The organism is Thermococcus sp. (assembly GCF_027011145.1).
Classification (GTDB): domain Archaea; phylum Methanobacteriota_B; class Thermococci; order Thermococcales; family Thermococcaceae; genus Thermococcus.
In genome coordinates this window covers 89,700-112,035 of the sequence record NZ_JALVAO010000050.1, presented here as the reverse complement: position 1 = coordinate 112,035, position 22,336 = coordinate 89,700, and the positions used below count along the sequence as shown (strand labels likewise).

Below are 22,336 nucleotides of genomic sequence, written 5' to 3'. Positions count from 1 at the left end.
GTTTTAAACCATCACCTACGGGATGTATGGGTTCTCGGTGTTTCCGAAGTCCCCGAGGAGTTCCATCCCCGGTTCTGGGCGAGGTCAAAGACCTACCGCTACTACCTTGTGAACGAGGGCTTTGACCTTGAGAGGGTTCTTGAGTGCGCCAGACTATTCGAGGGAACCCATGACTTCTCGGCCTTCGCGAGGCTCGAACCGGGGAGGGACCCCGTTAGAGAGGTGAGCTCGCTTCGGGTTCTTCCCCGGAACGGTTACTACGTCATAGAGGTTACCGGTAAAAGCTTCCTCTGGGAGATGGTCAGGAGAATCGTCAATGCGCTCCGATTCTGCGGGCTTGGACTCCTCGAACCTGAGGAAATCCGTGAGATGCTATCCGGAAAGTACAGGAAGAAAGTCCCTCCCGCCCCTCCCGAGAACCTCGTGCTGTGGCACATAGAGTATCCCGGGATTAAGTTTAAAACCGATGACAGAGGCCTTGCCAAGGCCAAAAGAGACCTCTTTGAACGCTACTCGAGGGCTTTAACCAGAGCGGCGCTTTTTGGAGACTGCCTCGTTGAGCTTTGATTCCCTGTCGTAGTATTTGCCGTAGTACTGCTTCAAAGCCTTCTGCCTCTCTATAAAGTGCGTGTAGAGGAGCGGGTCGTCGTCTGCAACGTCAACTATAACGGCTCTCATGCCCTTCTTCGGCCTCAGAGCCCTGCCTATGGTCTGTATCGTCATTATGTCACTCTTCCCACCGCCTGCTAGGATTATTGCAGAAATCTCAGGTATGTCCACACCCTCCTTGAGAAGAGTAGAAATTAGAACCGGAATTTCGCCGTTCTTGAAGGCCTCCAGGATTTCCCACCTGTTGGGGCTCTTTGAACTCAGGAACTCCGCCCGAATCCCCTCCTTTTCGAGCATCTCCTTCAAGATTCTACCGTGTTCGATGCGCTTCACGTCTATGAGGACGCGGTGGCCCTTTCTAACGAGCTCCTTTGCCTTCAGGACTATCGCCCTGTTCCTCTCGTCGTTGTTCATGACAACATCCTCATAGAGTTCCTTGTAGCGCTCGCTGAAGGACGGCATGCTCGACTCGTAGGTTATCACCTCAAAGCGGGGTTTTGCGAGGAAGCCCTCCCTGATGAGGTCTTCGGCCTTTACCTCGTAGATTACCGGGCCAACGACGGCCTCAATCTTTATTTCTTCCCCTCTAACCCTTCTCCACGGTGTTGCCGAGAGGCCGAAGCGGTAGACCTGCGGGAGGGAAATTCCCAGCTGGTAGAACTTCTCAGCTGCAGAAGTCCTGTGGCACTCGTCGAACATGACCACGGCGTAGTCGTTCTTAAGCTTATCAACGCCCCTCGACAGGAGCGTCTGTATCATCGCGACGGTTACGTTTTCCTCGTTCCACTTGTTGTCACCAACAATTCCAGCCTTAACACCGAGCAGTTCCTCAACCTTTTCCGCCCACTGGTAGAGTAACTCCTTTGTGTGCACCACTATGAGTGCAGAGAGGTCGAGTTCGTGAATAATCCTCAGCCCAACAACGGTCTTTCCGCTCCCCACCGGGAGGGCAAGAACACCCATTTTTTCTTTGAGGGCCTTTTTCACCGCTCTTCTCTGATACCGTCTGAGTTCGTAGTTCTCGTTCCAGCTTGAGTTTAGCTTAACACCGCGAACTTGCCTTTCATCCTTCACCCGTACCCGGTAGCCCTTACTGTTGAGGAACTTTTTGACTCTAGGTAACAATCCCACCGGAAAGGTCTTTTCGTAGGGGTCGTAGAGGCTTTCAGGTTTCTCCCATTTGCCGTAGTCCTTTTTGTAGCTGAGCAAATCGTAGATTTTAAAGTAGACGCTGGGTTCTGCCTTCTCAATTTTCACCAGTGCAGAGCCCTCGGGAATCCTGAGGACAACCATAGGCATGGCCAATCAAAGCAGGTCTGGAAAAAGGCTTTATAGACCTTTTGGAACAAAAGCCTAAGGTGATACCATGCTGACGGAGATTCTTCAAACCTTCGACGACCTGATTGTCATAGATAAACCCGTGAACAAGGAACTTGAAATTACCCGCTACCTTACCAGATACAGGGACAGACCCGTTCTCTTCACGGACGTGGACGGCTGGAGGGTTGCCGGCAATATATGGAGCACGAGGGAGAGAATAGCAAGCTTCCTCAGAACGAAGAAGGAGGAGCTTATTCATTTAATGGCGGAAGCGATGGAAAATCCCTCCCCTTACAGAAAGACCGAGAATGCTCCCTTCATGAAGAACTCCACGCGGGACTTTTCCCTCCTTGAGCTCCCGATTCCAAAGTACTATCCGAAAGACGGGGGGCCCTACTTCACCTCGGCGATGGTCATAGCTAAAGACGAGAACGGTTTCGTCAATATGTCGTTCCACAGAATGATGGTCCGGGATGAGACGACCGTCGCTATCAGGCTCGTCCCGCGGCACCTCTACGCGATGTGGAAGGAGAAAGCCAAGAGAGGCGAGGAACTCGAGGTTAGAATAGTCGTTGGCAACCCCGTTCACCTCCTCTTAGCTGGAGCGACGAGTACGGCCTATGGAATAAGCGAGCTTGAAATAGCAAGCAAGATTAGCGAGATTTCCTTCGGCAAACCTATAGATGTGGTGGAACTTGGAGGAATTCCGGTTCCCGTCGAGAGCGAGTTCGTCTTTGAGGCCAAGATAACCCCTGAGCTCGTTGATGAAGGCCCCTTCGTGGACATAACGGGTACCTACGACCATGTGAGGAAGCAACCCCTCGTTGTTTTCGAGAGAATGTATCACGTTGACAAGCCGGTCTTTCATGCCCTTCTTCCCGGAGGCTACGAACACTTCATGCTGATGGGCCTTCCAAAGGAGCCACAGATTTATGCGAGCGTCAAGCGCGTCGTTCCAAAGGTTCACGGCGTTCGCCTAACAGAAGGCGGAGCGATGTGGCTTCACGCCGTCGTTTCAATAACAAAACAGCACGACGGTGACGGCAAGAACGCAATCTTGGCGGCATTTGCAGGGCATCCAAGCCTGAAGCACGTGGTTGTGGTTGATGAGGACATAGACATCTACGACGACAGGGAAGTCGAGTGGGCGATAGCCACGCGCTTCCAGGCCGATAAAGACCTCGTGGTGATTCCAAACGCCAGGGGGAGCTCTCTAGACCCCTCAGCAACGAGGAGCTTAACCGCCAAGTGGGGAATTGACGCGACGAAACCTCTCGATAGAAAGGAGGAGTTTGAGAAAGCTAGGCTTTAGCTTTTCTCACTCCCAAAATTTTCGCTTCAAGAACGTCAATCACCTCAATTCTATCGTAGAGATACCAGAGGACTATGAAACTCAGGGCCGTTGAGAGGTAGGGGTTTATTAGGTACACAGGGCTTAGCGCTATAAAGACTCCATACCCCAGAAGGAACGCCAATAGCGAATACGCCACTTTCTCCCACCCGAGTTTGTAGACAGCATAAACTCCAGCAACCGCTATTGGAACCTCCCATGGGACGAGTATGAACTTCCCCCAGAAGTGCCACCCAACCCTCGGAAACCCGTACCAGATGCCGTTAGGCAGGAAGGGTATTCCCCCGGTGAAAACATCGGCGATAAGGTGGAGTCCGTTTCCGATTATCCCGAGGAAACCAAACGGTATCATGTAAAAGAAGGAGACAAAGCCGTGGTTGAAGAAGGTTCGGGTGAAGTCACCCTCCATGAGCAACATCTGGATAAAGCTGTAGTCAGGGGCAGAATTCGCTATTACAAATAACCCGAGGAGTTTTCGGTTCCAGTTCCTCCAAAGCCCTATGAGATAAGCCACAAATATGTGCATTGGAAGTAGCATTCAGTTCAACACCCATTCGGATTTTAAGTTCAAACCTAAAAAGTTTACTGAACAAAATTGAGAAGTTTGAAAATAAAATGAGCTACTCTACGAGTTTTAGGAATATCTCTTCCAAGCTTGGCTCCTTCACCTGCATCGTCAGGATTTTTGCCCCTTGAGAAGCCACGAAGTCGTGCAACTCTTCCCTTATGTCATCCGGGGCAACGACGCGATACTTGTTCCCACCGAGGGGAGTCACGCTCCACTTAGCGGAACTCCAGTCAACCGGCTTATTGGTCTCAATGATAATCGTGTAACCGGCCTTCCTCAGGAATTCACGCTTTATGTTCTCAATGCTGTCCTCAAGGATTAGCCTGCCCTTAACAATAACACCCACCGTATCACAGACCTCCTCAACGTGGGCCAGAATATGACTCGAGAAGAAGACGGTTTTTCCAGCCTTTCTCTGCTCTCTAATGACCTCCTTGAACTCGGCGATGCCCTTTGGGTCGAGGCCCGTCATGGGCTCGTCGAGGATTAAAAGCTCCGGGTCGTTGATTAACGCCTGAGCGAGGAGAAGCCTCTGGCGCATTCCTTTAGAGAACTTGCCAACCTTCTTGTTCCTAACGTCCTTGAGTCCAACCATGTCGAGAAGCTCGTTAATCCTCCTTTCCTTCTCGGCCTTTGGAATTCTGAAGGCGTCAGCGATAATGTCGAGGGTTTGGACTGGAGTTAAGAATTCCCAGAGGGTAGCGTGCTCCGGCATGTAACCGATTCTGGCTTTAGCCTCGACGAGCTTTTTCTCATCGAACTTTCCGTTCCTGAAGACTTCCTCGCCGAGGAGTTCTATCCTTCCCTTTTGGGGAAAGACCAGGCCGAGTAAGCTTAGGATTGTCGTGCTCTTGCCAGCGCCATTCGGCCCGAGGAAGCCGTAAACCACTCCCCTCGGGACTTTGAGGTTGAGCCCGTCTAAGGCCCTGACATCCTTGTAAGTCTTGACAAGATTCTCAACCACAATCATCACCATCACCTCAAATCCATACGAAGGAAGCGCCAGGTCGCGATGCCGAGGTAGACGAGGGTCATTACAACCAGCAACAGAACATTTATGCTTCTCTTCTTTATGGCATTCTTGATTCCTGCGTATTCAGGGATGTACTGTGGAAACTTGTGAGTCCCTCCATTGATTTCGATAGTTTTGGTGACCTTTTTGTAGTTGTTGACGGCATCAAGTATTACTATGAACTGGGCGTTAGGGGAATAAAAGAGATATTTGGTGTAGTATTCTGCCTTGTAGTTGTTGTATTCCGTTACGGTTAAGTTGCTTGGGATGTTTGTGGACATCCTGTACGCCACAAACGATGGGATGAATATGTAAAGCAGGAAAAACACACCCAATGCGACGCCAAGGGACGTTCCCGATGACCTGATGAAGGTCGAGATTATGTATCCAATCGCCAAGAACTCCAGCATAACCAGAAGGAGCAACAGATTGAGCAGAAAGACGTCTGAGGTTATCTTTGAAACGGAAACACCAACCCACTGAAGGCCAGCCAGGGTTACAAAGCTTGTAATGAGAAGAGCCAAACCAAAGACAACAATGTGGCCTAGATACTTGCCAACGATATAGCCCAGTCTCGTCACGCTCTTGCTGAGGGCTATACGAATTGTTCCATCCTCAATTTCTTTGTTTATTGCCCCTGCCCCAAAGATTATCGCAAGGATTCCAAGGAAAAAGAGGGCAGTTTTGCTTGAGAAGTTTATTATCTCGGCTATTGCTTGGAGTTCGTTTGTGACTCCCACCCGCTTCATGTAATAGAAGTCGGGAATGTACAGGGCGATTATTATCACCATTACAGCCCACAGCTTCTTTGTTCTGATTCCTTTCATGAACTCAAGCTTAAATCCCCAGAGCATCGTATTCACCCCTGCAAACTAAGGCAAGAAGTATAAAAATTTTGTCATTAAAGTAGGAATAGGATTAGAGTCCTCTAAGTTCGAGAACGAGGTTGGCTTTGGGACAGTATTTCTTCAATCTTTCAATGACTTCCTCCTTCCCACCAAGGACCGGCCACAGTATAGAATCTATGTGTAGCGGAGGAATTCCAGTAATTTCCGCTATTCTGTTCCAGAAGCTTACCGGGGGTTCGTTCGTGAACCGTTTGGTGTAAGCGTTTATCCTGACGTCATCGGGAATCTCGATGCTCATCGGGTAGGGCACGAATTCACCGAAGGCTATCCTCCCTGCATAGCCGAACATCTTCACGGCAAAGACTATGGTTTTCGCGCTCCTCTTTGAATTCAGGGCTTTTGCCAGTTCGTCCCTAAGCCTCTCCATGCCGTTGAAATAGTAGTTCCTCAAATCATCAAGGGAAAGGGAATTTAGGAACGGCTCAACCTTTTCTATCCTTCTGATTTTCCCACTCACGAGTCTTCGGTTCGTCTTCGACGAAGGCAGAAAACCAGCGTAGGCCTTCGCAATGCTTTCTACCGGCGGATTATCTGAGAAGTGTCTGGAAAATTCCCACCACCAGTCCTCCCCTTTACCGGTGAGCTGATAACTGACGAGAGAATTGGCGATGACGAGTTTAATAAAGAGCTCATCGTTCTTTAGGTTCTCATGCAGGTTCTTCAGCGCGTCGAACTGTAAATCTACTCTCTCCTCGATGGTCTGGGCGCAATCAAGGCCGAGCTCCTTCAGGATTTCGACAAGCCTCTCAACCTTTTCCGTATTCTCTCTGTATTTCACCCGAATAAAGCGGTCGAGGGTCATTGAGCAACACTCCTTATGAGCCTTTCCAGGAAGGCGTTCTCCCTTATTATCTCCGCTCCCCTGTTCCTCGGCCTTCCGAGTTCAACCTTCGCTTTTAAGCCATGCTCCCTCAAGTAATCGATTATCTCTGCTGAAAGCAACTGATACTCCGATTTCAGAACGAGACCATAAACCGTCGGGCCCCAGCTACTCTGTCCGGCTCCGTATGTCTTCTTTTCCAGCCAGTCAAGGATTAGCTTAACGTCTTCCCTGAACTCTCCCCCCTGGAACTCCGAGAAGTGTCTCCCAACGAGTCTCTGGATAGCCGAGAGGTGTTTACCGAACCCCCTGATATTCCTCTCCTTCAAGGCCGGAAGCAGTCCAAGCAGAATACGGTGACTTATCTCCCTTGCGACTTCAACGCTACCGAAAGCCCTTTCCATTATCGGCTTTTCCTCTTCCTCGTCGAGACCGCGCTTAACTTCCGGCGTGACCAGAAGGAACGCCCACTCATCGGGGAAGTCCTCCCTTATCACGAGCGGTGGAACTCCATTCGCGACTCCTCCGTCCAGAACGAACCCTCCGTAGGCGAAGGCGTAAATTCCTGCCCCGCTGTTCTTTCCCCTCCCTAGTGTTTTCGCGAGTCTCTCGATGGAGATGTTAATCCCGTTCAGTTTCGCTATGCCCGTGCCAACGGCCAGGCTCAACTGCGTTGTCGAGCCGAGGCCAACGTGCCTTGGAATTGCTTTCCTGACCTCAATGAAATAGCCGGTTCCGGTTTCAAACGCTGAATTCATAGTTTCCACGGTTCTCTCCACCGTTTCCCTGTCCTCTCCTTCGGCCTTAACCTCAAGCTTCTCCGAGGGAAGTACCTTAACCTCATAACCTCCTTCGAGGGCAACGCCGAGGCTTCCGAAACGCCTCCCAAGGCTCCCTGTTGGGTCTATGAGGCCGAGATGAAGCCTCTTTGGTGTTCTGATTATCAAGGTCACCACCTCGAAGTCTTTTTATCCCAACTCCTAAATCTATTCGGGGATGCTCATGAAGTTTGCGGGAGTTGAGCTCAACGAACCGAGGATAATGGGCGTCATAAACGTCTCCCCCGAGAGCTTTTACAAGGGGAGCGTGAGGAACGACGAAAAGGCCCTAGCCGAAACGGCAGTCAAGATGGTTGAAGAGGGAGCGAGTTTCATAGACGTGGGTGCCAAGTCCACGGCCCCTTACCTTGAGACGCAGATTCCACTGGAGGAGGAGATAAAGAGAGCCATCTGGGCAGTTAAAATCATTAAGGACGCGGTGGACGTTCCGGTGAGCATAGACACGACGAGCGCAAGGGTCGCCGAGGAAGCTCTGAAGGCCGGAGCGGATATAATCAACGACGTTACCGGTTTCAAGGGCGACCCGGAGATGCCAAAGGTCGCCTCCGAATACAGCGCTCCGGTCGTTCTTTGCGCCCACGGTGAGGTTAAGGACTTCCTCGACCCCGTAAGGACGGTGATTGAATTCCTTCAGGAGAGCCTCGTTATAGCCAGTGAGCACGGTGTTGAAGACATAGCAGTGGACCCTGCGATAGGTTTTCTCAGACCGGATTACCCCCCGTGGTATGAGTGGGACTCAAGGGTGATAGCGAACCTCAACCTTTTAAAATCTCTCGGAAGGCCAATTTTAGTCGGCGTTTCCCGTAAATCCTTCATAGGGGCAATAACTGGCAGAAAGGACCCCTCCGAGAGATTGGCTGGAAGTCTCTCAGCGACTGCAATAGCGGTTCTGAAAGGGGCCAATATAGTGAGAACCCATGACGTCGGGGAAACCCTCGATGCAGTTAAGGTCGCCGGTTTTATGAAGCGATTTGCTCCTTAGTGTTCTTTGCCTTCTTCCACTCTTCTATAAGGGTTATGAGGAGCGACAGGGATACGGGTCCAATTATTATTCCAACGAAGCCAAAGGCAATGTAACCTCCAAATATTCCAACGAGGCTCACCAGTGCGTTTACGCCCCACTGCCTTCTGCCGAGTCTCTTTGAGAGGAAGATATCAGGCAGGGGCGAGACGAGAGTAAACCCGTAAAGCGAGATGGCTATCGCATGCCCAATCATTCCCGATGTAAACAGGTAAAACGATGCCCCGAGCCAGACCATCCAGCCCCCAACAACGGGAAGAAGCTCAAGGATTGCCGTAAGTATGCCCGCCGCTATTGAACCTCCGACGTTAGACACTCCAAAGAGCGAGAAGGCGACGGCCATGGCAATGCCTTTTCCAACGCTGACCAGAAGCCATCCACGGAGAACCTGATGGAGGGTTTCCCCGGCCCGGTTGATTAACTTAACGGCAAGTTCTCGGTTTGAAGGGGGTAGGAGCGAGTACACTTCCGTTTTTATGGCCTTTGCGTTTACAAGGACGCCGTAAAATGAGAACACCATGACGATTACCTGAAGGGAGAGCTTTGGAAGTGAGTACGTGTATCCCAGAACGTAGGCATCGAAACGGTCCGTTATGGCCCGGGAGAGCCTCTGGAGGAAGTCATATGCTTCGGCGGGTAAGTTTAAGCCGAGAAGCCACTTGAAGAATGTGTTGACATACCCCGCGAGGGAATACTTAACGTCGTTTATCCAGAGTGCAAAGCCGAGTATGAAAAGGAAGGAAAGAACCGTAAGTATTCCCGTAATGAGAAGGGCTGACCAGCGGTTGCCGATTTTTGAGCTAAGCCTTTCGTGGAGTGGATAGAGTATATACGTAAGGGTAACCGCCACTATCAGGGGAGAAAGAACGGGACTAACCGTCTGCCAGGTCAAATATAGTATTGCCAGTGAAACACCGACCCAGACGGCAGTTTCAAGCTCCATTCAGCATCCCCAAGTATTTTAAGATTAGTTCCCTTGCACTTGGCTTGTTGAAGACTATGAGGTAACCCCTTTCGTCGAGGATAAAGTCCTTCCCGAGCGCGAGCAGGGTTTTCTTGAGCTTCACTATCTCGGCCTTTTCAAGGTCGATTCTGTCTTTAATTTCCTCTGGAGCTATTTCATCGAGCACCTTCTCCAGCCTGTTAAGGACGCTTTTGTTGACGAACTTTATCGGGCTGAAGGAGGGCTCCTCTGCAATGATCTCAGATGGGTCAAGGTAAATGCCCCAGAAGTCTTTGGCGCACTCGAAGGGGTAAACATAGTCCTCCCCGTATTCTGGAAGGTAGAGTTCCCTTATCACAGCGAGGAGAAGCCTTCTGGCGTCCTTTCCGTAGAATTCAATCCTGAGTTTGAACTTCCCGTCATCGAAACCGTTCTCAAACACCTCGAGCTTCTCCTCGCAGAGCATTCTCTCACCCCCTGAGGTAGGGAGTAATATAGCTCGGGTCAAGGTAGAGTGCCTTGCTCCCCGCTACCTCAAAGTCGCTTGGAGTTTCAAGGTTCTTGTATATAACTACTTTTGCACTCGTAACGTTCATTAACCTTTCGAGAACTGAAATGGCGGTATCAATACCCCCGGTTTCGTCCACTAGCGTCCCGGTAACGTTCTCGGCGAACCACGTTCTTCCACTGGCGAACTTCTTAACCTGGGAGACGCTCATGTTCCTGCCCTCGCTCACAGCTTGGAGGAACGCCTGGAAGTAGGTGTTCACCATGTTGGTTATTATCTTCTTCTCCTCTGGGGTTAAGTCCCTCCACTCCGCTCCCATGTCCTTGTAGGGGCCGGTTTTGAAGACCTCCACTTTAATTCCGTTCCTCTGGTAGTTCTCCTCCAGGTCATAGTGGACGTATATTACCCCAATGCTCCCCACCTCAGCGAGGGGACTTGCCACGATTTTGTCGGCACCGTTGGCTATGTAATAGCCCCCAGAGGCCATTATGCCACCGGAGTAAGCCACCACGGGCTTTACGAGTGAAAGTTTTTTAACGGCGGAGTATATTTCCATCACCGGCCCAACTTCTCCCCCCGGGCTCTCAATCCAGAGAAGAACGCCCCCAATGGAGCTATTTGTAGATATCCTCCTGAGCAGGGGTATTACTTCTAGGGCTGTGTAATCATCTACTATCCCAAAAATGGGGACGACCGCTATTGTTTTTCCGCCAGTTTTGTTAATGAGGGAACGCAGATAAGCGACTTCCTCTTTGAGCTGGTTTATCTGGTAGCTTGACGTTCCATTGCAGGTGAGGTTTACTGGGGTCTCAACGACGGCAGGTGTGGTCATGTTAGGTGAAACAGCTATTGGGGACGCTGATTGATAGAGGAGTGCTATTGCCACAACTGATAGGGCAAGCAGAAGGATCAAGACCGCTGATATGTACTTCCAGATGTTCTCTTTCATTGTCCCACCTTAAAGACCATAACGCGGTTGACTTTTAAACCTACTCTCACCTAAGCTTTTTATAGCGGGAAGCCAACTTTCCACAAGGTGATACCATGGAGATAGGAGTAACGATATATCCCCACTTCGTTACTAAGGACAAAACCCTTGCTTCAGTGCTTGCAGACGTAAAAATCAAGGACTACGATTTTGTGTCAATATTTCCCCATGCGTTGGGGCTGATAAAAAACGGGTTCGTCGTTGAGAGAAAGCTTAGGCCTATTGAAACAACTCTCAAGGGAGTTGGTATAGATTACACCGTCAGAATGCCTGTTTCAGTTAACCTTCGTGATCACATCTATTACTCAAGACACTTTAGAGTCGCCAAAGCTGTAGCCGACGTTGCGATAAAGCTCGGAGCCAAGATTATAATAATGCAGAGCGGAAGGACAGGAAGGCTCGACCTTGAGATAGAGGCCATACAACAGTTGGCGGACATGGTAGCTCCATTCGGCATAAAGATAGCCCTCGAAAACACCTTCAGCGTTAAGGACACGCTTTATGTGGTTGATAGTGTAAACAGAGAAAACGTGGGGTTCGCCCTCGACGTTGCTCATGCTTTCCTCAGCGCTCAGGGCAACGAGGAGAAACTGCTTGAAGACGTTAAACTCGGCACTGACAAGACTGTGATTCTCATGATACACGACAACTTTGGAAAGCTCTTCCCGCAGGTCGAGCCCGAAGATGCTCTGGCTTACGGTGTCGGCGACCTCCACCTCCTTCCTGGAGAGGGAAGCATACCTTTTGGAAAGGTGCTCAGACTATTTGGCGACGTCCCACTCCTACTGAAAGTCAAAGACCCGGACAAGTTCGCGAAGATACCGAGCAAGCAGGGACTCATAGAACTGCTAACGAGCCTCTGAATTTTACCTTTTCTCAGCTTGTTTATATTCTAATTTCGAAAAGTATTTATATTGTTCTTTCACTTGTTTTCGGGGTGAAATCATGGCATCGTTGGTAGTGCTCATCTTTCTGTACGGCTCGCTCTCCGTCAGCATTGGAGTCATTGTGGAAAAGATTAAGTCAAACTCCTTCCCTTTCCACTGGTCGTTGGGGGTTTTAATATTCTCCGAAACTTTCCTGTTTGGGGCTACCGGGATTGAATACGATTATATGGTGCCCCTTATCTTTTACTGGGAGCTCTTTACCTACTTGATATCCTTAATGTTTTCGGACGAATATATTGGGAAACTCCCAAAACTGAGAACAAAGCCCGATTACTATTATGAGCAACCCTACACCGAGGCTGGATTTAGTCCGAAGATAGCTCTGGAGATACTCATTACGTTGCTTTTAATCGGGGAGTTGATCTTCCACTATCTTGCCATTATCCTTTCGGTTAAGAATATCCAGCTGTTTTTGCTCATTGGGAGTTATTTACTGTTCCATGGACTCCTCATCGTGCTCTCAAGGAAGGGAATCCTCCTCGGTGAGAAAACGAGGGAACTGTTCTATCTCCTCAAAATCCCCTATCCTATTGTTGTTCCCTTTGGTCTGATTGAGCGCTTCGGCCTTCAGAGCTGGTTGATTCCTTTTCTGTTTTTCCACTACACAATAACCGTTCTCTGGCTCTGGCGTGACCTTCCTGAGATGATGAGACCGCCGAGGATAACTTAAACTCCCATTCTCTTCCCTATCTCCCTGTAAAGAACGGCCAGGGCCTTCCCTATTGCCTCCTTTTTCCGTGTGAAGTGGGTTACATCTTCTGTGAGGTTTTCCCTGATGATTTGAACGGCCTCCTCAATCGTTATAACGCCCTCAAGCCAGGCGTAAGCTAGAATAGCTTCAGCCACATCACCCCTCGCGTGCTTGTCGCTCCTCGGGGGGGCTAGCTTTCGTAGGCCTGCCATTTCAATGGCGAGGGCAAGCGATGAGTTTGGAACCCTCTCCCCGGTAGGCTTGCCCAGATACTCGCTCAGGGCCAGGGAAAACACGAAGTTAAGGAGGGAATCGCCAAACTTGGCCAGGCCCTTGTCGGTAAAATCTTTGGAGTAAGAAAAAGAGGCCAAGGGTTTCACCCTTCGAGGGCCTTCTTCCACGCATCAAGAAGAACCCTGGCCCTGTCGAATATCTTCTGGGCGGCCTCCTCCAGGGCTTTCTCCGGGGTAACCTTCCCATCGGTTACGACTTTAAACCTCGGCTTTCTGGCCATGAGAATCGGGTGCTCGATTGTGTAACCTGCGAACTTAACGTGCTTGTTCTCGTGGAGGACTTCGTTGAGCAGGTTGGCGAATGTGTGGTCCTCCCCTTCGAGGTAAAACTCCAGCAGGTTTTCCTCGCGCTTTATTACTTCAATCCTCATCAGCATCACCTTTTAGGGCTTTTAACAGCTCCTCTAGGGCCTGCTCCTTGTTCTTAATGAGCTCGTATTTAAACTTATCCTCCTTCCACTCGGCGAGGCCCAGCTCGACGAGCTTCTCCATGACTTCCTCGGGAGGGAGGTTAAAGGCAACGCTGACCGGAACTACTACTTCCCTAATCTGCCTCGTCGTCTGGAGCGCTATCTCCGAAAGAGCATCTCCAAGCTTTTCAACGACTTCAACGGCCTCGCTCCAGGGGAGGGATGTTACGAGCTCATCTTCGCTGAGTTCGACCTTTTCGCCGAGGAGTTCGAGGGCTTTGATTATTATGGGGGTTGAAACGCTCGTTCTGGCCTCGCGGAGGAGGTCATCAATCGTGTAGTGGTATAAACCGCGCTTGTCCGGATAGAGCTTGGCCCTTACGCGGTTGTGGATTTCCCTTATCTTCCTTATTGCCTCCCTGATGTCGTCCTTTGTACCCTGAACGTTGATTTTAAGCGAGTTTAGCTTCCCGTGGACGTAGATGAAAGCCGGCAGGCGGAGTCTCTGGAGCTCCTTCATGAACTCCTCCTTTTCAACGTCGTCCTTTACGTGAATCGTTATTACCTTCTTGGCCCTCATAGAGACACCTTTACCTTTCTGTAATAAGGCGAGAGCTTTCTTGTCTCGACGTTTCCACAGCGCGGGCAGATCAGCTTGTCCCCACGCCTTATGAGGGGAGTCCTACAGCGGGAGCAGAGGGCGTAAACGACGCCAAGATCTTTATCCCTTGTTGTAAGCTGTATCGGGCTCTTTTCGTTGGCTATGACCTTTGCCCTCACGATGTCGCCAATCTTGAACTCCTTGGTTATGTCCTCGACAAAGCCCTCCTTTATCTGGGAAATGTGAATTCCGGCGAGCTTTGAGGTCGCTATTTCCCTGTCGTTTTCGCGACCCTCTATCTGGAGGAGCTGGACTATTACAGCTTGAGGCTTGACCTCTATGACCCTGGCGAGAACCACATCGCCGACCTTTGGGAGAGGGGGAGTGTCTGTTACGGGTTCGACGCTTATCTCCATTTTCTCCTGGTTGATTCTGACTTTACCAGCCCTCGTTGCGTAAAGTTCGCCGTTCTCTTCTCTGACACCTTCACCGGGCATGAACTCCTCTATGACGCCGAGATAATCTCCCGGAAGTACGAGGTCGCCGTTCTTAACCTTCTTATCCTCCATTCCCTCACCTCCGAAGATTTTCCTACCCCGTCTTTTTAAGCGTTCCCCAACGTTTATAGGCGGAAGGAAAAAGTTTTAGTAATTCGAAGCGATGGAGAGGTGGTGGTAGGAATGAGAATGCTTCTGATACACGCGGACTACCTTGAGTACGAGGTCAGAGACAAAGCCCTCAAGAACCCCGAGCCGATAAGCGAGGAACAGAAGAAGGGCAGGCTCGATGAGGTTCTGGCGGTCTTCATAAGCGTCGAGAAGGTTGATGAGTCAAACCCAGACGAGGTCGTCGAGAAGGCAGTGAAGGAAATCGAAGAGGTCGCAAAACAGGTCAAGGCCGAGAGGGTCTTCGTTTACCCCTTCGCCCACCTGAGTAGCGAACTGGCGAAGCCGGACGTTGCCCTTGAGGTGCTCAAGAAAATCGAGGAAAAGCTTCGCGAGAAAGGCTATGAAGTCAAGCGCGCCCCGTTTGGCTACTACAAGGCCTTCAAGCTCAGCTGTAAGGGCCACCCGCTGGCCGAGCTCAGCAGGACGATAGTTCCGGAGGAAGGCGTTTCGAAAGAGGAGCGCAACATAGCCCTTGAAAAGGAGGAGAAGGAGCTTGTAAGCTACTGGTATATCCTAACCCCAGAGGGCGAGCTCATCGAGGTGGATAAGTTCGACTTCACTGGTCACGAGAACCTCAGGAAGTTCGTCAACTATGAAATAGCCAAGAACAGGATAGCCGACAGAGAACCACCGCACGTTAAGCTCATGCTTGAGCACGAGCTCGTTGACTACGAACCGGGAAGCGACGGAGGAAACCTCCGCTACTATCCAAAGGGCAGGCTCATAAAGGGTCTCCTCGAGCAGTACGTCACCGAGAAGGTCGTTGAATACGGTGCCATGGAAGTGGAAACGCCAATCATGTATGACTTCGAGCACCCTGCCCTTGAGAAGTACCTTAACAGGTTCCCTGCGAGACAGTATATCGTGAAGAGCGGTGACAAGAAGTTCTTCCTCCGCTTCGCGGCCTGCTTCGGTCAGTTCCTCATCAAGAAGGACGCAATCATAAGCTACCGCAACCTTCCGCTGAGGATGTACGAGCTAACTAGATACTCCTTTAGGAGAGAGAAGAGCGGTGAGCTTTCAGGCCTGAGAAGGCTCAGGGCCTTCACGATGCCGGACATGCACACCGTTGCTCGCGATTTAAAGCAGGCGATGGACGAGTTCAAGAAGCAGTACAAGCTTAGCATGGAGGTTCTTAAGGGCGTTGGCCTTACGCCAGAGGACTACGAGGTGGCCATACGCTTTACGAGGGACTTCTGGGAGGAAAACAGGGACTTCATAGTCGAGCTGGCGAAGATAATAGGCAAGCCCGTCCTGATAGAGATGTGGGACCAGAGGTTCTTCTACTTCATACTCAAGTTCGAGTTCAACTTCGTTGACAACCTCGACAAAGCGGCCGCTTTGAGCACGGTGCAGATAGACGTGGAGAACGCTGAAAGGTTTGGAATAACCTACTACGACGAGGAAGGCAAGGAGCGCTATCCGTTGATACTCCACTGCTCTCCGAGCGGAGCGATTGAGCGCGTCATGTACGCTATCCTCGAGAAGCAGGCGAAACTGCAGGCGAAGGGAATAAAGCCGAGCTTCCCGCTCTGGCTCAGCCCGATACAGGCCAGGGTTATACCGGTCAGCGATGAAGTCATGGACTACGCCCTCTACGTTGCAGGAAAGCTTGAAGGAGCTAAGATAAGGGTTGACGTTGACGATACCGGCGATAGACTCAACAAGAAGATAAGGAAAGCTGAGAAGGAGTGGATTCCCTACATAGTCGTCGTCGGCAAGAACGAGAAGGAGCAGAACACGGTAACGGTGAGAAGAAGGGAGGACGGCAAGCAGGTTGAGATGCAACTCGAAGACCTCATCAGGGAGATAAAGAGGAAGACCGAGGGCTTCCCCTACAAGCCGAGGCCCCTACCGCTCCTCCTCAGCAGGAGGCCAAAGTTCAGGGGTTGATATCTTTTTCAACACTATCTTTTCCCTTCCCCTGCTTACTTTAAGGGAGTATATCATCGGTTCGAAGTCCGCGTATGGTGCTTTCAGGAAGTAGAGGAGCTCTTTGACGTTGTTATCCCTTATCTCCGACTTTGCCAGTAGAACGTAGTCGCTTATGTTTGAAACCCATGCCACGAACCTCTTGGAGACCATGTCTGCGTTGAGTGGCAGGAGAAGAATTGATTCAGGAAAGCGGATGCTCTTCTGGGCTATCGTCTGGTTGAGGAGCTTTATGGTCTGTTCTTCCCCGAGCATCAGGGAGGCCCCGTCAAGGGTGTAAATCATTCTGATGGCGTTCTCTGAAGTCAACCTCTCCTTGAGAGGCCCGCAGTAGATCATGTCTATCTTCGGGTTTATGGTCTCTGGTTCAACCTTGTCGAGGTAGAAGACGTTCTTCATATCGAGTCTGAGGGGCGAATACCTGGAGCCGAAGACGTCTATTATGGCAAGCCTGGAACTTTGGAGTGCTTCCTCCGCGTTTAGACCTACACTACTGCACCTGTGGAGGAGGCTTTTGAGGGGAACGCTGTAGTTTGAAATAACCGTAAAGTAGCCCTCTTCAATGGCTTTTCTCAGAAAGAGAAATAAAATCTGCCAGGCTGACGAATAGGTGTCAAAAATTACGGAAACGGTTGACCCCTTCATTTTCGAGGGAGGAAAAACCTCGAGGAGGGTTTCCATCAATCACCCCCCTGATGGAGCACCCGAGAACACCTCGTTCAGGAACTCCTTCGCCTCTTCGCTGAACTTGTCGAGCTTGACTTCCTTGCCGAACTTGTCGTAAACCTTGCCGTCCCTGAAGTTGAGCTCAAAGACCTCGTAGTGCTCCTCGCTCTTCTCGTGGAGTTTTATACCGTGCCCCTTAAGGTGGTTCTCGAGGTTCTCAATGTCAACGTACTTCCCGCATTCCTCGCACCTGTAAAACTGCCAGAAGATGTAGTCCTGACCAGCTAAAAGGTTGGCCTTTATGTGGTTTATCAGCGCACCGCCTAGGTACTCGTAGATGTCCTCCTGAACGAGTTTCCCATCGCTTTCAACGACCTTGAAGCCGGCCCAAACTATGTGGTCGTTTATATCCGCGAGGGTGGCTTTGAGGTAGCGGTAGGTAAGGACAAAGCTTCCGTTCTTGACATAAAAGACGCCCTTGTCGGGAATCGCCACGATGTGGATTCCATTGACGTCCTTTCCAGCGAGAGAGTCTGCATCCTCTTTGTTCTTGGCGACGTCTATGATAACTTTTACGTTGCTCTTCTTGTGGGTTCCAATTATCGTATTCCCCTCGATTTCCCAGTGGTAGTCGTCGAGGTAGCGAACCTGAGTGTAGACCTTCTTAACGCCGGGACTCAGCTCACTGTACATGCTCACCACCTGAGAAGGTTCTCGCGGGTGTTAATAAGCTTTAGCGGAAAAGCTTAAAAACTACCGTCCAAAGCGCCTCTGCCTCTTCTGGAACTCGCGTATGATTCGAAGGAAGTCAATCTTCCTGAACTCCGGGAAGTATACATCAACGAAGAAGAGTTCGCTGTAGGCAATCTGGTAGAGAAGGAAGTTGCTTATCCTAACCTCACCGCCGGTTCTTATCACTATGTCCGGGTCGGGCATGTTGGGGTAATAGAGGTAGCGCTTTATGAGTTCCTCGTCTATCTCATCCGGCTTCAGCTTTCCGGCCAGAACGTCCTCGACTATCTCCTTGACGGCATCGGCAATCTCACTCCTCCCCCCGTAGGCCAACGCTATGTTGAGGGTATAGTTGGAGTACTTCCTCGTTGCGCGCTCGGCTTCCTCTGCCGCTTTCCTGACGTTTTCGGGAAGGAGTTCCTTTCTCCCAAGGACGTTCACCCTGATGCCGTATCTGTGAATCCTTTCGTCCTTAACGAGCTCCTTGAACTTCTCCTCAAATAGGTTCATGAGGGCGTTTACCTCTTCTGGTGTTCTCTTGAAGTTCTCGGTGGAGAATGCATAAACAGTGAGCGTCCTTATTCCAAGCTCGCGACACCATTCGAGGATTTCCTCAAGCTTTTTGGAACCAAAGAAGTGGCCATACCATGGGGGCTTTTCGAGTTTCCTTGCCCATCTCCTGTTGCCGTCCATTATTATGGCAACGTGCTTGGGAATGTTCCCTGATTTAACCTTTTCAAAGAGGTACTTCTCGTACAGATCGTAGGCGGGCTTGAAAATAATGTGGGGGACGTGGGAGAGAAGCCTGTAAATCATGGCCCTCACTCAATCCGCTTCCTTGATTTGAGGTGCTTCTCGGCGAGCTCCATGTAGATTTCCGCGTTCTTCTTGGTCCACTCGATTTCCTCCTCGCTTAGCTGTCTAACAACCTTGCCCGGAACACTGAGAACGAGGCTGTAGTCGGGAATCTCCTTGCCCGGCGGGACGAGGGCTCCAGCGCCTATGACCACGTGCTTGCCAATCTTCGCACCGTCGAGGATTACCGCTCCCATGCCTATGATGACGTAGTCGCTTATCTCCGCGCCGTGAACAACCGCGTTGTGGCCTATGGTGACGTATTTGCCTATTATGGTCGGCTGGTTGTGGGAGGTGTGTATGCTCACGTTGTCCTGAACGTTGGAGCAACAGCCGACGTAAATCTGTTCAATGTCGCCCCTTAGAACCGCGGAGGGCCAGACACTGGTTTTCTCTTCGAGAACGACGTCGCCGATTACGGATGCACTCTCATCGACAAAAGCAGTCGGATGAATTTTAGGTTTCTTTCCGTTGAACTCATAAACGGCCATTTCCACCACCGGGTTATAGTCTCGGGGAGAACTTATAAAGATAACCGGGAAAATTTAGCGGGGAAAGGGCTATGAGATACAGGCGAGGTGCCAGTGCCGAAAGAGAGCTCATAAAGATGCTTGAGAAGGCCGGTTTTGCCGTCGTTCGTTCCGCCGGCAGTCACCGGGTTGACCTCGTTGCCGGCAACGGAAGGGATTACCTCTGCATAGAGGTCAAGAGCACCCGCTCGGAGAGGCTTTATCTCCCCAAAGAGGACGTTGAAAGGCTCGTTTCCTTTGCGGAACGCTTTGGGGGGAGGCCAATCCTCGCCGTCAAGTTCATAAACATTGGCTGGAGGTTCTATTTGCCTAGGAACCTAAAGTCGAGCGGGAAAAGTTACCGGCTCGATTTGAACGAGGAGTTCCAAACGCTGGATTCCCTCCTCGGAAAGCAGAGAACCCTCGGAGAGGTGATTTTTGATGAGGGCTAAAATTTTTGCCATCATATTAATCGTTGCCCTTCTCACTGCCCCACAGGTTTCGCCCCAGGAAGCCCCCCTTCTGAGCGTTACGGTTCTCAACAAGGAGATTCCAGCCCTGCCCGGGAGCACTGTTGTTGTTCCCTTTTCGGTGACAAACCTCGGCAACGAGACGATAAGCAACGTTACAGTCTACGTTACCGGCCCCGCGCAGGGTTTCCAGTACAGTGTCAAGGTAATACGGACTCCAATTGAACCGGGGGAGAGTTTGAATGATACAATCACGCTAAGGGTTCTCAACGTCCCCCCTGGGAAGTACAACCTCACGCTCGTTGCGAAGGCGGGAAACGTTTATTCAAGCGATAGGTTTGTCGTATCCGTTGGCGTTCTCTCGGACTACTCGCTATCCATTGAGGTCGGAAAAAGGTATATCTACGGACACGATGTTGCCATCACCTTTAAGGTTGTTTCAAAGTCCAACGGGATTCTCCTCGGTTCCATAGGTTACAGGGTCATGAGGGGAGGTGTCATACTCAAAAGCTACGAGAACTCCACTTACCTCAACCCCGGGGAAGTCTGGGAGAAGAGCATCGTCCTCAAGCGCCCGGATATCGGCAACTACACGGTTGAGCTCTGGGCAAACCTCGGTGGCAAATCCAAGAGAGTTACAAAGACCTTCGAAGTCTATCAGCGGAAGCTCTCCTATGACGTCTACTTCAGGGACGGTGCCATCTACGTCAGGGTTTTCAACTCGACGGGCGGGGTTCCCGGTATAGAGGTCTCAATTAATAACGCCACATTTGAAACGGACCCAAGTGGCCAGGTCTCCTACCTAGTTACGAAACCGGGAGTTTACAGGGTAACACTGAACCTTGACGGAAAAATCGTGACGACCTTTGTTGACGTCAAGAAACTGATTCTAACCCCAACGGTCTCCAACGGGACGGTTGTAGTCCGGGTCATCGATTCCTCCGGGCTTCCGGCCCCAAACGTCACGGTTGTTGCGTCCGGTCCGCTGGGCACGGATTACGAGGTAACCAACTCCTCGGGAGTTGCTGTGATAAGTTTGAAAAGAACAGGATACGGGAGCATCGTCATCAAAGCTGAAAGCGACCGCTACCTTCCCGGGGAGGTCGTTGTGAGTGTCCCAAAGCCATCTCCGACCACGACATCGAGTCCAAGCCCAACGCAGACCCCATCCAACGCGACTATCCCGCTTCCTCCCAGTACATCGGAGATTACACCAAAAAGTTCAAGCCACCTCGGGCTGATTTTGATCCTATCGGGCATTGTCCTTGCGGGAACATCTTATCTGGCCTTCGCCCATCCCATAATTCAGGAGGAAACGCTCGACCGCTATTACTTCCTCAAGGTCAAAGCCCCAAGACTCCGCCCCCTTGAGAAGTACCGCATTGAGAGGCCGGTGAAGGCCGTTGAAGTCAGAGCCACGAAGGGCAATGCCAAGGTTGAGAACGGGAAACTAATCTGGGAGCTCGACCTCGAGCCAGGTGAGGAAGCTTACCTTCAGGCACTCCTCGGGTGACTGCTCTTTAACTTTTCTTTAGCAAACCTTATTAAGCCGGCCGAACACATTAAGACGAAAATCTAAAGGAGGCGAGGGCCATGGTAGACCTCGAACTGCTCAAGAAAATCGTTGAGGCTCCGGGCGTTTCTGGATTTGAATTCCTTGGGATTAGGGACGTCGTGATTGAGGAACTGAAGGATCATGTTGATGAAATTAAGGTCGACAAGCTCGGAAACGTTATAGCCCACAAGAAGGGTTCTGGACCGAAGGTCATGATTGCAGCTCATATGGACAAGATAGGCGTTATGGTGAACCACATAGACAAGGAGGGCTACCTCCACATAGTCCCGGTTGGAGGCGTTGACCCGAGAACGCTGGTTGCCCAGAGGATTCGCTTCTTCACCGAGAAGGGCGAGCGCTTTGGAGTTGTCGGCCACATTCCGCCCCACCTTCAGAAACCAGAGGACAGGAAGAAGGCAGCGGACTGGGACACCATCGTCGTAGATGTGGGCGCTGACAGCGGGGAGGAAGCTGAGGAGCTCGGCTTCCGCGTCGGAACCGTCGGTGAGTTCGCCCCGGCCTTCACCCAGCTCAGCGAGAACAGAATAGCCACCCCCTACCTCGATGACCGGGTTTGCCTCTACGCAATGATTGAGACTGCCAAGGTCCTTGAAAACCACGAGGCGGACATCTACTTCGTTGCCAGCGTCCAGGAGGAGGTAGGCCTTAGAGGTGCTCGCGTCGCTTCCTACGCGATAGACCCCGAGATAGGCATAGCCATGGACGTCACCTTTGCCAAGCAGGTGGGCGACAAGGGTAAAATCGTTCCCAAGCTCGGCGGCGGGCCCGTTATGGACGCCGTTGGCCCAAACATCAACCCCAAGCTGAGGGCCTTCGCCGACGAGGTTGCAAAGAAGTATGACATTCCGCTCCAAGTAGAGGCCAGCCCGAGGCCGACCGGGACGGATGCGAACATAATGCAGATTAACAGGGAGGGCGTTGCCACCGCCGTGCTGAGCATACCGATACGCTACATGCACAGCCAGGTCGAGACGGCCGATTTAAGGGACATCGACCTCACGATAAAGCTCGCCAAGCACCTCCTTGAGGAGCTCAGGCCAATGGACCTGACCCCGTGATGGAAAGGTTTATTGGCTTCTCTTCCCTCTTTTATTTGGTG

General features: G+C 51.1%; 26 protein-coding genes. 9 read left to right on the top strand and 17 right to left on the bottom strand.

The genetic code is table 11. The features are described from left to right. Positions 1-567, top strand: a 567-nt coding sequence (locus MVG27_RS06690) for a tRNA pseudouridine(38-40) synthase TruA (protein ID WP_297556375.1), incomplete at its 5' end; no start/stop codon positions are given. Here the strand turns inward: MVG27_RS06690 and MVG27_RS06685 are convergent. Next, positions 523-1,902: a DEAD/DEAH box helicase gene (locus MVG27_RS06685; protein ID WP_297556389.1), complete on the bottom strand. Its 1,380-nt coding sequence runs from the start codon at positions 1,900-1,902 to the stop codon at positions 523-525. The two genes, MVG27_RS06690 and MVG27_RS06685, sit on opposite strands and share 45 nt — an antisense overlap. 73 nt (positions 1,903-1,975) lie before the next feature. Between MVG27_RS06685 and MVG27_RS06680 the strand changes: the two genes are divergently transcribed. Beyond that, positions 1,976-3,241 (top strand): UbiD family decarboxylase, encoded by a 1,266-nt coding sequence (locus MVG27_RS06680; RefSeq protein WP_297550824.1) that lies wholly within the window; start codon positions 1,976-1,978, stop codon positions 3,239-3,241. On the opposite strand, the gene MVG27_RS06675 is transcribed toward MVG27_RS06680, so the two are convergent. The 5 genes from MVG27_RS06675 to MVG27_RS06655 all read right to left on the bottom strand — a co-directional run bounded on the left by MVG27_RS06675 (position 3,231) and on the right by MVG27_RS06655 (position 7,535). Then, on the bottom strand, positions 3,231-3,818 hold the full coding sequence (locus MVG27_RS06675; protein ID WP_297550822.1) for a hypothetical protein: 588 nt from the start codon (positions 3,816-3,818) through the stop codon (positions 3,231-3,233). The two genes, MVG27_RS06680 and MVG27_RS06675, sit on opposite strands and share 11 nt — an antisense overlap. Positions 3,819-3,900: 82 nt before the next feature. Next, positions 3,901-4,818, bottom strand: coding sequence for an ABC transporter ATP-binding protein (locus MVG27_RS06670; protein ID WP_297550836.1), 918 nt, complete (start codon positions 4,816-4,818; stop codon positions 3,901-3,903). Between the two features lie 5 nt (positions 4,819-4,823). Next, entirely contained in the window at positions 4,824-5,714 is an 891-nt protein-coding gene (locus MVG27_RS06665; protein WP_297550820.1) for an ABC transporter permease subunit, read from the bottom strand. 64 nt (positions 5,715-5,778) lie between these two features. Further along, complete coding sequence (locus MVG27_RS06660; RefSeq protein ID WP_297550819.1) at positions 5,779-6,570, bottom strand: N-glycosylase/DNA lyase; 792 nt, start codon at positions 6,568-6,570, stop codon at positions 5,779-5,781. After that, entirely contained in the window at positions 6,567-7,535 is a 969-nt protein-coding gene (locus MVG27_RS06655; RefSeq protein ID WP_297550817.1) for a beta-ribofuranosylaminobenzene 5'-phosphate synthase family protein, read from the bottom strand. The genes MVG27_RS06660 and MVG27_RS06655 overlap by 4 nt, the downstream gene beginning before the upstream one ends. Before the next feature lie 55 nt (positions 7,536-7,590). Here MVG27_RS06655 and folP point away from each other — a divergent pair, with 55 nt between their 5' ends. Next, complete coding sequence (gene folP, locus MVG27_RS06650) at positions 7,591-8,409, top strand: dihydropteroate synthase (protein WP_297550834.1); 819 nt, start codon at positions 7,591-7,593, stop codon at positions 8,407-8,409. On the opposite strand, the gene MVG27_RS06645 is transcribed toward folP, so the two are convergent. From MVG27_RS06645 to sppA, 3 genes are read right to left on the bottom strand one after another with little or no spacing between them, the layout of a single operon-like run. Next, complete coding sequence (locus MVG27_RS06645) at positions 8,387-9,391, bottom strand: AI-2E family transporter (RefSeq protein ID WP_297550815.1); 1,005 nt, start codon at positions 9,389-9,391, stop codon at positions 8,387-8,389. The genes folP and MVG27_RS06645 overlap by 23 nt on opposite strands. Then, entirely contained in the window at positions 9,381-9,857 is a 477-nt protein-coding gene (locus tag MVG27_RS06640) for a PH1570 family protein (protein WP_297550813.1), read from the bottom strand. The genes MVG27_RS06645 and MVG27_RS06640 overlap by 11 nt, the downstream gene beginning before the upstream one ends. Positions 9,858-9,861: 4 nt before the next feature. Next, positions 9,862-10,848 (bottom strand): signal peptide peptidase SppA, encoded by a 987-nt coding sequence (gene sppA / locus MVG27_RS06635; protein WP_297550811.1) that lies wholly within the window; start codon positions 10,846-10,848, stop codon positions 9,862-9,864. A gap of 95 nt (positions 10,849-10,943) precedes the next feature. Here sppA and MVG27_RS06630 point away from each other — a divergent pair, with 95 nt between their 5' ends. After that, positions 10,944-11,750 carry a sugar phosphate isomerase/epimerase gene (locus MVG27_RS06630; RefSeq protein ID WP_297550809.1) on the top strand — a complete coding sequence of 269 codons (807 nt, stop codon included), beginning with the start codon at positions 10,944-10,946 and terminating at the stop codon, positions 11,748-11,750. An 82-nt stretch (positions 11,751-11,832) separates the two neighbouring features. Beyond that, positions 11,833-12,504 (top strand): hypothetical protein, encoded by a 672-nt coding sequence (locus MVG27_RS06625; RefSeq protein ID WP_297550807.1) that lies wholly within the window; start codon positions 11,833-11,835, stop codon positions 12,502-12,504. On the opposite strand, the gene MVG27_RS06620 is transcribed toward MVG27_RS06625, so the two are convergent. From MVG27_RS06620 to MVG27_RS06605, 4 genes are read right to left on the bottom strand one after another with little or no spacing between them, the layout of a single operon-like run. Beyond that, positions 12,501-12,896, bottom strand: a complete 396-nt coding sequence (locus MVG27_RS06620; RefSeq protein ID WP_297550805.1) for a ribonuclease III family protein — start codon at positions 12,894-12,896, stop codon at positions 12,501-12,503. The two genes, MVG27_RS06625 and MVG27_RS06620, sit on opposite strands and share 4 nt — an antisense overlap. 5 nt (positions 12,897-12,901) lie before the next feature. Further along, on the bottom strand, positions 12,902-13,189 hold the full coding sequence (locus tag MVG27_RS06615) for a DNA-directed RNA polymerase subunit L (protein ID WP_297469186.1): 288 nt from the start codon (positions 13,187-13,189) through the stop codon (positions 12,902-12,904). Continuing rightward, positions 13,179-13,808 carry a DUF2067 family protein gene (locus MVG27_RS06610; protein ID WP_297550803.1) on the bottom strand — a complete coding sequence of 210 codons (630 nt, stop codon included), beginning with the start codon at positions 13,806-13,808 and terminating at the stop codon, positions 13,179-13,181. Before MVG27_RS06610 ends, MVG27_RS06615 begins: the two co-directional genes overlap by 11 nt. Beyond that, on the bottom strand, positions 13,805-14,398 hold the full coding sequence (locus MVG27_RS06605) for an exosome complex RNA-binding protein Csl4 (protein ID WP_297469181.1): 594 nt from the start codon (positions 14,396-14,398) through the stop codon (positions 13,805-13,807). The genes MVG27_RS06610 and MVG27_RS06605 overlap by 4 nt, the downstream gene beginning before the upstream one ends. A 111-nt stretch (positions 14,399-14,509) precedes the next feature. On the opposite strand from MVG27_RS06605, the gene MVG27_RS06600 reads away from it, so the two are divergent. Further along, entirely contained in the window at positions 14,510-16,390 is a 1,881-nt protein-coding gene (locus MVG27_RS06600) for a threonine--tRNA ligase (RefSeq protein ID WP_297550832.1), read from the top strand. On the opposite strand, the gene MVG27_RS06595 is transcribed toward MVG27_RS06600, so the two are convergent. Genes MVG27_RS06595 through MVG27_RS06580 form a run of 4 tightly spaced genes read right to left on the bottom strand, consistent with a single transcriptional unit; the run spans position 16,349 to position 19,173 of the window. Beyond that, on the bottom strand, positions 16,349-17,110 hold the full coding sequence (locus tag MVG27_RS06595; protein ID WP_297550801.1) for a hypothetical protein: 762 nt from the start codon (positions 17,108-17,110) through the stop codon (positions 16,349-16,351). The two genes, MVG27_RS06600 and MVG27_RS06595, sit on opposite strands and share 42 nt — an antisense overlap. 3 nt (positions 17,111-17,113) lie before the next feature. Further along, on the bottom strand, positions 17,114-17,788 hold the full coding sequence (locus MVG27_RS06590) for a TBP-interacting protein (RefSeq protein WP_297550830.1): 675 nt from the start codon (positions 17,786-17,788) through the stop codon (positions 17,114-17,116). 60 nt (positions 17,789-17,848) lie between these two features. Beyond that, positions 17,849-18,643 carry a polyprenyl diphosphate synthase gene (uppS, locus tag MVG27_RS06585; protein ID WP_297550828.1) on the bottom strand — a complete coding sequence of 265 codons (795 nt, stop codon included), beginning with the start codon at positions 18,641-18,643 and terminating at the stop codon, positions 17,849-17,851. 5 nt (positions 18,644-18,648) lie between these two features. Beyond that, complete coding sequence (locus MVG27_RS06580) at positions 18,649-19,173, bottom strand: gamma carbonic anhydrase family protein (protein ID WP_297556387.1); 525 nt, start codon at positions 19,171-19,173, stop codon at positions 18,649-18,651. A gap of 71 nt (positions 19,174-19,244) precedes the next feature. Here MVG27_RS06580 and hjc point away from each other — a divergent pair, with 71 nt between their 5' ends. The 3 genes from hjc to MVG27_RS06565 all read left to right on the top strand — a co-directional run bounded on the left by hjc (position 19,245) and on the right by MVG27_RS06565 (position 22,295). Continuing rightward, complete coding sequence (gene hjc, locus MVG27_RS06575; protein WP_297550799.1) at positions 19,245-19,643, top strand: Holliday junction resolvase Hjc; 399 nt, start codon at positions 19,245-19,247, stop codon at positions 19,641-19,643. Next, positions 19,633-21,174 carry a hypothetical protein gene (locus MVG27_RS06570; RefSeq protein ID WP_297550797.1) on the top strand — a complete coding sequence of 514 codons (1,542 nt, stop codon included), beginning with the start codon at positions 19,633-19,635 and terminating at the stop codon, positions 21,172-21,174. The genes hjc and MVG27_RS06570 overlap by 11 nt, the downstream gene beginning before the upstream one ends. 80 nt (positions 21,175-21,254) lie before the next feature. Continuing rightward, on the top strand, positions 21,255-22,295 hold the full coding sequence (locus tag MVG27_RS06565) for a lysyl aminopeptidase (RefSeq protein WP_297550795.1): 1,041 nt from the start codon (positions 21,255-21,257) through the stop codon (positions 22,293-22,295). Positions 22,296-22,336: the final 41 nt, after the last annotated feature.